Annotated in this window: 15 protein-coding genes; 14 read left to right on the forward strand and 1 reads right to left on the reverse strand. The window is 41.5% G+C overall.

Annotation, left to right across the window (positions count from 1 at the left end; translation table 11 throughout):
* Position 1: 1 nt before the first annotated feature.
* Together N5909_RS03615 and deoD are read left to right on the forward strand one after the other, a co-directional pair.
* The gene (locus tag N5909_RS03615) at positions 2-1,285 is read left to right on the forward strand and encodes a chloride channel protein (protein ID WP_271630826.1); all 1,284 of its coding nucleotides are present in this window, start codon (positions 2-4) and stop codon (positions 1,283-1,285) included.
* A gap of 553 nt (positions 1,286-1,838) precedes the next feature.
* On the forward strand, positions 1,839-2,549 hold the full coding sequence (deoD, locus tag N5909_RS03620; protein WP_000022097.1) for a purine-nucleoside phosphorylase: 711 nt from the start codon (positions 1,839-1,841) through the stop codon (positions 2,547-2,549).
* A gap of 32 nt (positions 2,550-2,581) precedes the next feature.
* Here deoD and pavA read toward each other — a convergent pair whose 3' ends face one another.
* Complete coding sequence (gene pavA / locus N5909_RS03625) at positions 2,582-4,237, reverse strand: Rqc2 family fibronectin-binding protein PavA (RefSeq protein ID WP_271630827.1); 1,656 nt, start codon at positions 4,235-4,237, stop codon at positions 2,582-2,584.
* Positions 4,238-4,341: 104 nt separating this feature from the next.
* On the opposite strand from pavA, the gene ybeY reads away from it, so the two are divergent.
* The 12 genes from ybeY to N5909_RS03685 all read left to right on the forward strand — a co-directional run bounded on the left by ybeY (position 4,342) and on the right by N5909_RS03685 (position 14,111).
* The gene (gene ybeY / locus N5909_RS03630; RefSeq protein WP_033681875.1) at positions 4,342-4,839 is read left to right on the forward strand and encodes an rRNA maturation RNase YbeY; all 498 of its coding nucleotides are present in this window, start codon (positions 4,342-4,344) and stop codon (positions 4,837-4,839) included.
* On the forward strand, positions 4,820-5,215 hold the full coding sequence (locus N5909_RS03635) for a diacylglycerol kinase family protein (RefSeq protein ID WP_000378166.1): 396 nt from the start codon (positions 4,820-4,822) through the stop codon (positions 5,213-5,215). Before ybeY ends, N5909_RS03635 begins: the two co-directional genes overlap by 20 nt.
* 16 nt (positions 5,216-5,231) lie before the next feature.
* Positions 5,232-6,131, forward strand: a complete 900-nt coding sequence (gene era, locus N5909_RS03640; protein WP_033681873.1) for a GTPase Era — start codon at positions 5,232-5,234, stop codon at positions 6,129-6,131.
* 48 nt (positions 6,132-6,179) lie between these two features.
* Positions 6,180-7,004 (forward strand): DNA-formamidopyrimidine glycosylase, encoded by an 825-nt coding sequence (gene mutM / locus N5909_RS03645; RefSeq protein ID WP_033681872.1) that lies wholly within the window; start codon positions 6,180-6,182, stop codon positions 7,002-7,004.
* Positions 7,004-7,609: a dephospho-CoA kinase gene (gene coaE, locus N5909_RS03650; RefSeq protein ID WP_033681871.1), complete on the forward strand. Its 606-nt coding sequence runs from the start codon at positions 7,004-7,006 to the stop codon at positions 7,607-7,609. Before mutM ends, coaE begins: the two co-directional genes overlap by 1 nt.
* Positions 7,596-8,795: a multidrug efflux MFS transporter gene (locus tag N5909_RS03655; protein ID WP_033681870.1), complete on the forward strand. Its 1,200-nt coding sequence runs from the start codon at positions 7,596-7,598 to the stop codon at positions 8,793-8,795. The genes coaE and N5909_RS03655 overlap by 14 nt, the downstream gene beginning before the upstream one ends.
* The gene (gene rpmG / locus N5909_RS03660; protein WP_001809104.1) at positions 8,795-8,944 is read left to right on the forward strand and encodes a 50S ribosomal protein L33; all 150 of its coding nucleotides are present in this window, start codon (positions 8,795-8,797) and stop codon (positions 8,942-8,944) included. The genes N5909_RS03655 and rpmG overlap by 1 nt, the downstream gene beginning before the upstream one ends.
* Positions 8,945-8,983: 39 nt before the next feature.
* Positions 8,984-9,217, forward strand: coding sequence for a preprotein translocase subunit SecG (gene secG, locus N5909_RS03665; RefSeq protein ID WP_000282517.1), 234 nt, complete (start codon positions 8,984-8,986; stop codon positions 9,215-9,217).
* Between the two features lie 101 nt (positions 9,218-9,318).
* Entirely contained in the window at positions 9,319-11,673 is a 2,355-nt protein-coding gene (gene rnr / locus N5909_RS03670; RefSeq protein WP_033681869.1) for a ribonuclease R, read from the forward strand.
* Positions 11,636-12,103 carry an SsrA-binding protein SmpB gene (gene smpB, locus N5909_RS03675; RefSeq protein WP_033681868.1) on the forward strand — a complete coding sequence of 156 codons (468 nt, stop codon included), beginning with the start codon at positions 11,636-11,638 and terminating at the stop codon, positions 12,101-12,103. Before rnr ends, smpB begins: the two co-directional genes overlap by 38 nt.
* A 15-nt stretch (positions 12,104-12,118) precedes the next feature.
* Complete coding sequence (gene tehB / locus N5909_RS03680; protein WP_033681867.1) at positions 12,119-12,979, forward strand: SAM-dependent methyltransferase TehB; 861 nt, start codon at positions 12,119-12,121, stop codon at positions 12,977-12,979.
* Positions 12,980-13,157: 178 nt separating this feature from the next.
* A complete protein-coding gene (locus tag N5909_RS03685) occupies positions 13,158-14,111 on the forward strand; it encodes a competence protein CoiA (protein WP_033681866.1) in 954 nt (317 codons plus the stop codon).
* Positions 14,112-14,117: the final 6 nt, after the last annotated feature.

The raw sequence follows: 14,117 nt of genomic DNA on the forward strand, positions 1-14,117 counted from the left end.
CATGTTAAAAGAATCGAGGAGATTTTTTCGAAAGATTCCTTATAATTTTAGATTATTCCTAGCAGTAATTCTGCAAGGAATAGTTTCGGGTTTATCTGGTATTTTTCTCCATTATCTATTAGAGATGGTGGAGGAGCTAGCTTTTGGTCAGTCAGAGCATCATAGTAGATTTTTGACAGATGGAGTTTCCTCGTTACGGATAGGATTAAGTTTAATAATCGTGGGTCTTGGCTCATCCTTGGTCTGGTATTTCTTGCAAAAAAAATCACAGATTTTTTCCATCAAAGTGCAGATGAAGGATGAAACATCACAATATAAACTTCATTTTCTAAAACAGCTAGTTCATTCAATTTGGCAGATCATTGCAGTTGGAGGGGGAGCACCTATTGGTAAAGAAGCTGCGCCACGAGAGATTGGGACTCTATTTGCAGGACCAATTGGAAATATATGTATACTGTCTATAAAGGATCGTATTTTTCTCCTTGCTTGTGGTGCTGGTGCTGGTTTAGCGGCTGTTTATCAGGTTCCATTAACGAGCGTCTTCTTTGTTTTTGAAACCCTAGGAATTGCTCTATCTATTAAACGATTTGTCTTAGTCGGTTTGACTACCTATATCTCAACCTATATAGCAGGCTTGGTTATTTCAGATCAGGCTCTCTACCAGATTTCAGCCATCACGTGGTCATTAAAGGAAATATGGATTATTCCCTTATTACTTCTTTTCTTAACCCCACTAGCTTGGCTTTTTGGTCGCTTAAGTAAGGCAGCGTCTTCAAACAGAATAAAAGATAAACGAGTACTTCTCGCATTGCCTACAGCTTTTCTTTTTCTTGCTGGGTTGGCAAGTTATTTTCCACATCTACTTGGAAATGGACGGATGATGGCTCAGGAAGTATTGAATGGTAGCAATGGTAAAACAGTATTCCTCTTGTTTATCCTAAAAGCACTGGTCGTTCTTATTACTCTGTGGGCAGGGGCCTATGGTGGTACACTTACGCCATCTTTTGCTTTGGGGATAGCTGGAGCTGCCCTCCTTGGCATAATTCTAGGTGGAGATAGTAAGTTAACCATGTTGCTTTTGGGATCTGTTTGCTTTTTATCTGTGACCTTGAGGGCGCCCATTTCTGCAACTGGATTAGTAATAGGCTTCACTGGGATCGGTTTAGATTCTCTTCCGTATCTCTTAGTAACAGCTGTTTTAGCCTATGAATTTGCAAAAATGTTAGACCGCTTTCCTTGGGCTAGCATACTGTGTCAGAAGTCAAAGAATAAAGTAATTAGGTAGGAAATGCCCATTTCTTCTAGTCAAGAATTTATCTTAAAAGATTAAAAACTATTGTCAGTTTATCAATAACTGTTTTAAATAGAAATGAAGTAGGCCTATTGGAATCTTGATTGAATCCGATTTTTCCTAGCTATAAAAATAAAAAAAGAAAGGTAGAGCGAGATGTTCTGATTTGAACACGAGCAGAAAACTTTTCTAAAAACTCAGAAGAGAAGGGGAGTTCGGGCTTGAATTGAATCCGGTCTATTCTCTTCTATATAATCAAAATTTAAAAAGAAAGGATGGGTAAACCGTATTTGCTGAACTGAATACGGGCGGAGAACTGTGTAAAAAAGATAAACTGTCTAGCATCTGCGGTGCGTCGTCAGTTTCCTATTTTTACTTTGTTCTCCGTCGCTATCCTAAATATACAAAAAAAGAAAGGTAGAGCGTGTGTTTTGATTTGAACACGAGCGGAAAACTCGGAAAATAGATAATCTGACTGAGAAATCAGGATTTCTCGTCAGATTCCTAATTTTCAGTCGTTTTCTTGTCGCTCTTTGTATCATAAATTATGTCTATCCATATTGCTGCTCAGCAGGGTGAAATTGCTGACAAAATTCTTCTTCCGGGGGATCCTCTTCGTGCTAAGTTTATTGCGGAGAATTTTCTTGAAGATGCTGTTTGTTTTAACGAAGTGCGTAACATGTTTGGTTATACTGGTACCTACAAGGGTCACCGTGTATCTGTCATGGGAACTGGGATGGGAATGCCATCAATTTCTATCTATGCGCGTGAGTTGATTGTTGATTACGGTGTGAAGAAATTAATCCGTGTGGGAACTGCGGGCTCTTTGAATGAAGACGTTCACGTCCGTGAATTGGTTTTGGCGCAAGCAGCTGCAACCAACTCCAACATCGTACGTAATGACTGGCCACAGTACGATTTTCCACAAATCGCCAGCTTTGATTTGCTAGATAAGGCCTACCATATCGCTAAAGAACTTGGTATGACAACCCACGTTGGGAACGTTTTGTCATCTGATGTCTTTTATTCAAACTACTTTGAAAAGAACATCGAACTTGGTAAATGGGGAGTCAAGGCTGTGGAAATGGAAGCAGCAGCCCTTTACTATCTGGCAGCTCAACACCATGTTGACGCGCTTGCTATTATGACTATTTCAGATAGTTTGGTTAATCCAGATGAAGATACAACTGCAGAAGAACGTCAAAACACCTTCACTGATATGATGAAGGTTGGTTTGGAAACCTTGATTGCAGAATAAAATGTAAAAGAAAATCCTGATTTCAAGTAAAATCAGGATTTTTTCATGGATGCGATTTTTTCTGGGTCTGGTGTGACACGGAGGGTCTTTTGTCCTGTGTAAGTAACAAAACCGGGTTTTCCACCAGTTGGTTTATTGAGTTTCTTGACTTCAATCATATCTACCTGAACCAGATTTGACAGGCGACCTTGAGAGAAGTAGGCGGCCAGTTCTGCCGCGTCTGTTTTGACTTCATCAGATGGGTCAAGATTGCCTGAGATGACAACATGGCTTCCAGGAATATCCTTAGCATGGAACCAAAGTTCCTCCTTGCGGGCAATTTTAAAGGTTAGCTCCTCGTTTTGTAGGTTGTTGCGGCCGACATAGATGATGGTTTTGCCATCGCTTGCTAGATATTGTTCTGGTTTTTTGCGTTTCTGGATTTTCTCCCGCTGTCTTCTGCGGATAAAGCCAGTTTGGATTAATTCTTCACGGATTTCAGCGATTTCTTCCAGCCCAGCTTGGTTGAGAACAGTTTCCACACTTTCCAGATAGAGAATGGTTGCCTTGGTTTCCTCAATCAGATCAGTCAAGTATTTGACAGCTTCTTTTAATTTCTGATAACGTTTAAAGTAGCGTTGGGCATTCTGGTTGGGAGTCAGAGCCTTATCAAGCGCAATCGTGATAGGTTGGTTGGTGTAGTAGTTGTCTAGGATAACCTGGTCTTGGTCGTTAGGCACTTGATGGAGGAAGGTTGTCAGCAATTCCCCTTTTTGACGAAATTCTTCAGCATTGTCTGTCGCCAGTAACTCTTTTTCTTGTTTTTTAAGCTTATGACGATTTTTTTGAAGTTCATTTTCAACACGGCGAATGAGTTCACTAGCTTGCTGTTTGACGCGGTCGCGCTCAGCCTTGTCCTTATAGTAGGTATCCAACAAATTAGAAAGACTGGCAAAAGGTTCTCCCACCTGATTTGCAAAAGGAACTGGACTGAAGGAAGTCTTAGTCAAGCATGGCTTGGTTTCTTGACTGAAAAAGTTACGGAAAGTAGACAGTTTATCGGTAATCAGGATGTTTTCCAATTCATTTGCCGTATCGCGTCCCAGACCTTGAAAGAGGCTTTGAAGGTTTTTAGCTGTCGTTTCCTGTGTTTGTAGGATTTCAAAGAGCTTTTCATCCTTGATAGTGAAAGGATTGAGAGATTCCGTACTTGGCGGAGCGATATAGGTCGATCCTGGAAGTAAGGTGCGGTAGCTATTTTGTGAACAGCCGACGTGTTTGATAACTTCGAGAATTTTATGACTGCTTTTATCGATCAGTAGAATATTACTGTGTTTACCCATAATCTCGATAATCAAGGTAGCCTGGATATGATCCCCAATCTCGTTTTTATTGGAAACGGTGATCTCTACGATACGGTCGTTTTCGACTTGCTCAATCGATTCAATCACGGCACCTTGTAAATACTTCCTCAAAACCATGATAAAGGTAGAAGGTTGAGCTGGGTTTTCAAAAGTTGTTTGGGTCAGCTGGATGCGTCCAAAAACGGGATGAACAGAAAGGAGCAGGCGATGGCTTTGGCGATTGCTGCGGATTTGCAAGACCAACTCTTGTTCAAAAGGCTGATTGATTTTCTGGATGCGACCGTTCACTAACTCTCTTCGCAATTCCTCAACCATGTGGTGTAAAAAAAATCCGTCAAATGACATCGTTCTCTCCTTGTGATTGTATTCCATAGTATTATATCAAAAAGGTAGAATAAAATCATGGAAATGTGGTATAATAAAGCCAAGTAAAGAGAAACGAGAAGCACATGTATATTGAAATGGTAGATGAAACTGGTCAAGTTTCAAAAGAAATGTTGCAACAAACCCAAGAAATTTTGGAATTTGCAGCCCAAAAATTAGGAAAAGAAGACAAGGAGATGGTAGTTACTTTTGTGACCAATGAACGTAGTCATGAACTCAATCTGGAGTACCGTGACACCGACCGTCCGACAGATGTCATCAGCCTTGAGTATAAACCAGAATTGGAAATTGCCTTTGACGAAGAGGATTTGCTTGAAAATCCAGAATTGGCAGAGATGATGTCTGAGTTTGATGCCTATATTGGGGAATTGTTCATCTCTATCGATAAGGCTCATGAGCAGGCCGAGGAATACGGTCACAGCTTTGAGCGTGAGATGGGCTTCTTGGCAGTACACGGATTTTTACATATCAACGGTTATGATCACTACACTCCGGAAGAAGAAGCGGAGATGTTCGGTTTACAAGAAGAAATTTTGACAGCCTATGGACTCACAAGACAATAAACGAAAATGGAAAAATCGTGACCTGATATCCAGTTTAGAATTTGCTCTCACAGGAATTTTTACTGCTATCAAGGAAGAACGCAATATGCGAAAACATGCAGTGACGGCTCTTGTAGTCATTCTTGCAGGTTTTGTTTTTCAGGTGTCACGAATCGAATGGCTCTTTCTCCTATTGAGCATTTTCTTGGTAGTAGCCTTTGAAATTATCAACTCTGCTATTGAAAATGTGGTGGATTTGGCCAGTCACTATCACTTTTCTATGCTGGCTAAAAATGCCAAGGATATGGCGGCTGGCGCGGTATTAGTGGTCTCTCTTTTCGCAGCCTTAACAGGCGCATTGATTTTTCTCCCACGAATCTGGGATTTATTATTTTAAACAGTAAGAGGAAATTATGACTTTTAAATCAGGCTTTGTAGCCATTTTAGGACGTCCCAATGTTGGGAAGTCAACCTTTTTAAATCACGTTATGGGGCAAAAGATTGCCATCATGAGTGACAAGGCGCAGACAACGCGCAACAAAATTATGGGAATTTACACGACCGATAAGGAACAAATTGTCTTTATTGATACACCAGGGATTCACAAACCTAAAACAGCTCTTGGAGATTTTATGGTCGAGTCTGCCTATAGCACCCTTCGCGAAGTGGATACTGTTCTTTTTATGGTGCCTGCTGATGAAGCACGTGGTAAGGGGGACGATATGATTATCGAGCGTCTTAAGGCTGCCAAGGTTCCTGTGATTTTGGTTGTGAACAAGATTGATAAGGTTCACCCAGACCAGCTTTTGTCTCAGATTGATGATTTCCGTAATCAGATGGACTTCAAGGAAATTGTACCAATCTCAGCTCTTCAGGGAAATAACTTGTCTCGTCTAGTGGATATTTTGAGTGAAAATCTAGATGAAGGTTTCCAATATTTCCCGTCTGATCAAATTACAGACCATCCAGAGCGTTTCTTGGTTTCAGAAATGGTTCGCGAGAAAGTCTTGCACCTAACTCGTGAAGAGATTCCGCATTCTGTTGCAGTAGTTGTGGATTCTATGAAACGAGATGAAGAGACAGACAAGGTTCACATCCGTGCAACCATCATGGTCGAGCGCGATAGCCAAAAAGGGATTATCATTGGTAAAGGTGGCGCTATGCTTAAGAAAATCGGTAGCATGGCTCGTCGTGATATTGAACTCATGTTAGGAGACAAGGTCTTCCTAGAAACCTGGGTCAAGGTCAAGAAAAACTGGCGCGATAAAAAGCTAGATTTGGCTGACTTTGGCTATAATGAAAAAGAATACTAAGTAGAGGTGGGCTCATGCCTGCTTCTTGTTTTTACAGAAGGAGGACTTATGCCTGAATTACCTGAGGTTGAAACCGTTCGACGTGGCTTGGAAAAATTGATTTTGGGAAAGAAGATTTCGAGTATAGAAATTCGCTATCCCAAGATGATTAAGACGGATTTGGACGAGTTTCGAAAGGAAGTGCCTGGTCAAGTTGTTGAGTCAATGGGACGTCGTGGCAAATATCTGCTTTTTTACCTGACAGACAAGGTCTTGATTTCTCATCTGCGGATGGAGGGCAAGTATTTTTACTATCCGGACCAGGTTCCTGAACGCAAGCATGCCCATGTTTTCTTCCAGTTTGAGGATGGTGGGACGCTTGTTTATGAGGATGTACGCAAGTTTGGTACTATGGAACTCTTGGCTCCTGACCTTTTAGACGCTTACTTTATTTCTAAGAAATTAGGTCCTGAGCCAAGCGAACAAGACTTTGACTTGCAGGTCTTTCAAGCTGCCCTAACCAAATCTAAAAAGCCTATCAAGTCCCATCTCCTAGACCAGACCTTGGTGGCTGGACTTGGCAATATCTATGTGGATGAGGTCCTCTGGCGAGCTCAGGTTCATCCAGCTAGACCTTCCCAGACTTTGACAGCAGAAGAAGCGACTGCCATTCATGACCAGACCATTGCTGTTTTGGGACAAGCTGTTGAAAAAGGTGGTTCCACCATTCGGACCTATACCAATGTCTTTGGGGAAGATGGAACTATGCAGGATTTTCATCAGGTCTATGACAAGGCTGGTCAAGAATGCTCACGTTGTGGCACTGTGATTGAGAAAGTCCAACTAGGCGGACGAGGTACCCATTTTTGTCCTCAGTGTCAAAGGAGGAATTGATGGGAAAAATTATCGGAATCACTGGAGGAATTGCCTCTGGTAAGTCAACTGTGACAAATTTTCTAAGAAAGCAAGGCTTGCAAGTAGTGGATGCCGACGCAGTCGTCCATCAACTACAGAAACCTGGTGGTCGTCTGTTTCAGGCTATAGTCCAGCATTTTGGTCAAGAAATCATTCTAGAAAATGGAGAACTTAATCGCCCTTTGCTAGCTAGTCTTATCTTTTCAAATCCTGAAGAACGAGAATGGTCTAAGCAAATTCAAGGAGAGATTATCCGTGAGGAACTAGCTACATTAAGAGAGCAATTGGCTCAGACAGAAGAGATTTTCTTCATGGATATTCCCCTACTTTTTGAGCAGGACTACAGTGCTTGGTTTGATGAGACTTGGTTGGTCTATGTGGACCGAGATGTCCAAGTAGAACGCTTAATGAAAAGGGACCGGTTATCCAAGGATGAAGCTGAGTCTCGTCTGGCAGCCCAGTGGCCTTTAGAAAAAAAGAAAGATTTGGCCAGTTATGTTCTAGATAACAATGGCAATCAGGATCAGCTTCTAACTCAGGTGCTTACCCTTCTTGAGGGAGGTAAGCAAGATGTCAGAGATTAACTGGAAAGATAATCTGCGCATTGCTTGGTTTGGTAATTTTCTGACAGGAGCCAGTATTTCCTTAGTTGTGCCTTTTATGCCTATCTTTGTGGAAAATTTAGGTGTAGGGAGTGATCAAGCTGCTTTTTATGCAGGTTTAGCTATTTCTGTCTCTGCCATTTCTGCGGCACTTTTCTCTCCTATCTGGGGCATCCTTGCTGACAAATACGGTCGAAAACCCATGATGATTCGAGCTGGGATGGCCATGACCATTACGATGGGAGGCTTGGCCTTTGTCCCAAATATTTATTGGCTAATCTTTCTTCGCTTACTAAATGGTGTATTTGCAGGTTTTGTTCCCAATGCAACAGCCCTGATAGCCAGTCAGGTTCCCAAGGAGAAATCAGGCTCTGCTCTCGGAACTTTGTCTACAGGAGTAGTTGCAGGTACGTTAACTGGTCCTTTTATCGGTGGCTTTATCGCAGAATTATTTGGCATCCGTACTGTCTTTTTACTGGTTGGTAGTTTTCTGTTCTTAGCCGCTGTTTTGACTATTTGCTTTATCAAGGAAGATTTTCAACCAGTAGCAAAAGAAAAGGCCATTCCAACAAAAGAATTGTTTACATCAGTTAAATATCCCTATCTCTTGGTCAACCTCTTTTTGACCAGTTTTGTCATCCAATTTTCAGCTCAATCAATCGGCCCTATTTTAGCACTTTATGTGCGCGACTTAGGCCAGACAGAGAATCTTCTCTTTGTATCAGGTTTGATTGTATCCAGTATGGGCTTTTCCAGTATGATGAGTGCAGGAGTCATGGGCAAGCTAGGTGATAAGGTGGGTAATCATCGTCTCTTGGTTGTAGCCCAGTTTTATTCAGTCATCATCTATCTCCTCTGTGCCAATGCCTCTAGCCCCCTTCAACTAGGACTCTATCGATTCCTCTTTGGCTTGGGGACCGGTGCCTTGATTCCCGGAGTTAATGCCCTTCTCAGCAAGATGACACCCAAAGCTGGTATTTCGAGGGTCTTTGCCTTTAATCAGGTATTCTTTTATTTGGGAGGTGTCGTTGGTCCCATGGCAGGTTCTGCAGTAGCAGGTCAATTTGGCTACCATACAGTATTTTATGCGACAAGCCTTTGTGTTGCCTTTAGTTGTCTCTTTAACCTTCTTCAATTTCGAACATTATTAAAAGTAAAGGAAATCTAGTGCGAGTAAAAATTAATCTCAAATGCTCCTCTTGTGGCAGTATCAATTACCTAACCAGTAAAAATTCAAAAACCCATCCAGACAAGATTGAGGTTTTAAAGTATTGTCCCAAGGAAAGAAAAGTAACCCTACATCTTGAATCTAAGTAGATTTTATGGTAAAATAATAGGGATTTTAAGGAGTTTGATATGTATAACCTATTATTAACCATTTTATTAGTATTATCTGTTGTGATTGTGATTGCGATTTTCATGCAACCAACTAAAAACCAATCCAGCAATGTATTTGATGCCAGCTCAGGTGATTTGTTTGAACGCAGTAAAGCACGCGGTTTCGAAGCTGTAATGCAGCGTTTAACAGGGATTTTAGTCTTTTTCTGGCTAGCCATTGCCTTAGCATTGACGGTATTATCAAGTAGATAAGAAAATAATGGGCAGGACTAGGTCTTTGCCTCTTTTTATTTTTAAAAGATATTTGAGAAGGTTTTACAGTAAAAGAAAATTAAAAAATCTAGAAAGAAAATATGAAAGATAGAATAAAAGAATATTTACAAGACAAGGGAAAGGTAACTGTCAATGACTTGGCTCAGGCTTTGGGAAAAGACGGTTCCAAGGATTTTCGTGAGTTGATTAAAACCTTGTCCCTAATGGAAAGGAAGCACCAGATTCGTTTTGAAGAAGATGGTAGTCTGACATTAGAAATTAAGAAAAAACATGAGATTACTCTCAAGGGGATTTTTCATGCCCATAAAAATGGCTTTGGCTTTGTCAGTCTGGAAGGTGAGGAGGAAGACCTTTTTGTAGGAAAAAACGATGTCAATTATGCTATTGATGGTGATACCGTTGAGGTCGTCATCAAGAAAGTCGCTGACCGAAATAAGGGAACAGCAGCAGAAGCAAAAATTATCGATATCTTAGAACACAGTCTGACAACAGTTGTTGGCCAAATCGTTCTAGATCAGGAAAAGCCCAAGTATGCTGGCTACATCCGTTCAAAGAATCAGAAAATCAGTCAACTGATTTATGTTAAGAAACCAGCCCTTAAACTCGAGGGAACCGAAGTTCTCAAGGTCTTTATCGATAAATACCCAAGCAAGAAACATGATTTCTTTGTTGCGAGTGTACTAGATGTGGTTGGGCATTCAACGGATGTCGGAATTGATGTTCTTGAGGTTTTGGAGTCTATGGACATTGTATCTGAGTTTCCAGAAGCTGTTGTCAAGGAAGCAGAAAGTGTTCCTGATGCTCCGTCTCAAAAGGATATGGAAGGTCGTCTGGATCTAAGAGATGAGATTACCTTTACCATTGATGGTGCGGATGCCAAGGACTTGGACGATGCGGTGCATATCAAGACCTTGAAAAATGGAAATCTAGAGCTTGGTGTTCACATCGCAGATGTTTCCTACTATGTAACCGAGGGTTCTGCCCTTGACAAGGAAGCCCTTAACCGAGCGACTTCAGTCTATGTAACAGACCGAGTGGTTCCAATGCTTCCAGAACGACTGTCAAATGGCATCTGTTCCCTCAATCCTCAAGTTGACCGCTTGACTCAGTCTGCCATTATGGAGATTGATAAACATGGTCGTGTAGTCAACTACACCATCACACAAACGGTTATCAAGACTAGCTTCCGTATGACCTATAGCGATGTCAATGATATCCTAGCTGGAGACAAGGAAAAGAGACAAGAATATCAGAAAATTGTTCCAAGTATTGAACTTATGGCTAAGCTTCATGAAACTCTAGAGAATATGCGAGTAAAACGTGGAGCCCTCAATTTCGACACCAATGAAGCTAAGATTTTGGTGGATAAGCAAGGTAAGCCTGTTGATATCGTTCTTCGTCAGCGTGGTGTTGCCGAGCGCATGATTGAGTCCTTTATGTTGATGGCCAATGAAACAGTTGCCGAGCATTTCAGCAAGCTGGATTTGCCTTTTATCTATCGAATTCACGAGGAACCAAAGGCTGAAAAGGTTCAGAAGTTTATTGATTATGCTTCGAGCTTTGGCTTGCGCATTTATGGGACTGCCAGTGAGATTAGCCAAGAGGCCCTCCAAGACATCATGCGTGCTGTTGAGGGAGAACCTTATGCGGATGTATTGTCCATGATGCTTCTTCGCTCTATGCAGCAGGCTCGCTATTCGGAGCACAATCATGGCCACTATGGATTAGCGGCTGACTATTACACTCACTTTACTAGTCCGATTCGCCGTTATCCAGACCTTCTTGTTCACCGTATGATTCGTGATTACGGCCGTTCTAAAGAAATAGCCGAGCATTTTGAACAAGTGATTCCAGAGATTGCGACCCAGTCTTCCAACCGGGAACGTCGTGCCATCGAGGCTGAACGTGAAGTCGAAGCCATGAAAAAGGCTGAGTACATGGAGGAATATGTAGGCGAAGAGTACGATGCGGTTGTATCAAGTATTGTCAAATTCGGTCTCTTTGTTGAATTGCCAAATACGGTTGAAGGCTTGATTCACATCACCAATCTACCTGAATTTTATCATTTCAACGAACGTGATTTGACTCTTCGTGGGGAGAAATCAGGAACAACCTTCCGTGTAGGTCAGCAAATCCGTATCCGAGTTGAAAGAGCGGATAAGATGACTGGTGAAATCGACTTCTCTTATATTCCAAGTGAGTTTGATGTCATTGAAAAAGGCTTGAAACAGTCTAGTCGCAATGATAGAGGGCGTGGTTCAAGTCGTCGTTCAGATAAGAAGGAAGACAAGAGAAAATCAGGACGCTCAAATGATAAGCGCAAGCATTCACAAAAAGACAAGAAGAAAAAGGGCAAGAAACCTTTTTACAAGGAAGTAGCTAAGAAAGGAGCCAAGCATGGCAAAGGGCGAGGGAAAGGTCGTCGCACAAAATAAAAAGGCGCGCCACGACTATACAATCGTAGATACGCTAGAGGCAGGAATGGTCCTGACTGGAACTGAAATCAAGAGTGTGCGAGCTGCTCGAATCAATCTCAAGGATGGCTTTGCCCAAGTAAAAAATGGGGAAGTTTGGTTGAGCAATGTTCATATTGCGCCTTACGAAGAGGGCAATATCTGGAATCAAGAACCAGAACGTCGTCGTAAACTCCTGCTCCATAAAAAGCAAATCCAGAAGTTGGAGCAAGAGACCAAAGGGACAGGCATGACTCTGGTTCCCCTTAAAGTTTATATCAAAGATGGCTATGCCAAGCTTCTTTTAGGACTTGTCAAAGGGAAGCATGACTACGACAAACGGGAGTCAATCAAGCGACGTGAACAAAACCGCGACATCGCGCGTGTTATGAAAGCAGTCAATCAGAGATAAAAAGAGGAAATGAAAATGGAAAAATTAGTTGCCTATAAACGTATGCCTTTGTGGACTAAAGAAACCATGCCAGAGGCGGTTCAGCAGAAACACAATACCAAGGTTGGGACTTGGGGGAAAATTACTGTCTTGAAGGGAGCTCTCAAGTTTATTGAATTGACAGAGGATGGTGAGGTTCTAGCAGAACATCTCTTTGAAGCAGGAGCCGACAATCCCATGGCACAACCTCAAGCTTGGCATCGAGTGGAGGCTGTAACAGACGATGTAGAATGGTATTTGGAATTTTATTGTAAACCTGAGGATTATTTCCCTAAGAAATACAATACCAATCCTGTTCATTCAGAGGTCCTAGAGGCAATGCAGACAGTAAAACCAGGAAAAGCTTTGGATTTGGGCTGTGGTCAGGGCCGTAACTCTCTCTTTCTTGCACAGAATGGTTTTGATGTGACAGCTGTAGATCAAAATGAATTATCTCTTGAAATCTTGCAAAGCATTGTTGAGCAGGAAGACCTGGATATGCCTGTTGGTCTCTACGATATCAATTCAGCCAACATTGGGCAAGAGTATGATTTCATCGTTTCGACAGTTGTTTTGATGTTTTTGCGAGCAGACCGCATTCCTACAATTATCAAAAATATGCAGGAGCATACCACGGTCGGTGGTTATAATCTTATCGTTTGTGCTATGGATACGGAAGATTACCCTTGCTCTGTGAACTTCCCATTTACCTTTAAAGAAGGGGAACTGGCAGACTATTACAAGGACTGGGAATTGGTTAAGTACAATGAAAATCCAGGCTATCTTCACCGTCGTGATGAGAATGGCAATCGGATTCAACTACGCTTTGCGACCATGCTAGCTAAAAAAATCAAATAATACTCTTCGAAAATTTCTTCAAACCACGTCAGCGTCGCCTTACCGTACTCAAGTACGGCTTGCGGCTAGCTTCCTAGTTTGCTTTTTGATTTTCATTGAGTATAAACATGAATAGAGATTAGGAGAATTTCCTGATCTTTTTTCTTTTTTACGAATAAAATAGAAAAGGAGGGAAATCATGTTTGTTGCTAGAGATGCTAGGGGAGAATTGGTAAATGTATTAGAAGACAAGCTTGAGAAGCAAGATTATACCTGCCCAGCTTGTGGAGGTCAGCTCCGTTTGCGTCAAGGATCAAGTGTACGGACCCATTTTGCCCATAAATCCCTAAAATACTGTTATTATTCCTCTGAAAATGAAAGTCTAGAACACTTGGAAAATAAGGAGGTCCTCTATCGCTGGTTGAAAACAGAGGCCGAGGTGCAATTAGAATACCCTCTTCCAGAACTTAAACAGATTGCGGATGTATTTGTAAATGTTCATCTTGCTCTTGAAGTTCAGTGTAGTCCCTTGCCACAAAAACTTCTCAAAGAGCGTAGCGAGGGCTATCGTAGTCAGGGTTACCAAGTACTGTGGTTGCTGGGTGAAAAGCTTTGGCTCAAGGAGCGTTTGACCCGTCTGCAACAAGGTTTTCTTTATTTCAGTCAAAATATGGGCTTTTATATTTGGGAAGTGGACAAGAAAAAACAGGTTTTAAGGCTTAAATATCTCATCCACCAAGATCTCCGTGGCAAACTCCATTATCAAATCAAGGAATTTCCCTATGGTCAAGGTAGTCTACTGGATATATTACGCCTTCCCTATAAGAAACAAAAAATATATCGTTTTACAGTTTCTCAGGACAAGAACATCTGTCGCTATATCAGACAGCAACTTTATTATCAAAATCCTATATGGATGAAAGAACAAGCAGAAGCTTATGAAAAGGGAGATAATATCCTGACTTATGGGCTGAAAGAATGGTATCCACAAATTCGACCACTAGTAGGTGAGTTTTGCCAGATTAAGCAAGATTTGACCAGCTATTATCAGTATTTTCAAACCTATTATCAAAAAAATCCTCAAAATGATTGGCAAAAGCTCTATCCACCAGCCTTTTATCATCAATATTTCATGAAAAATATGGTAGAATAGAGAAGA

Source organism: Streptococcus gwangjuensis (genome assembly GCF_028156745.1).
Taxonomy (GTDB): Bacteria; Bacillota; Bacilli; order Lactobacillales; family Streptococcaceae; genus Streptococcus; species Streptococcus gwangjuense_A.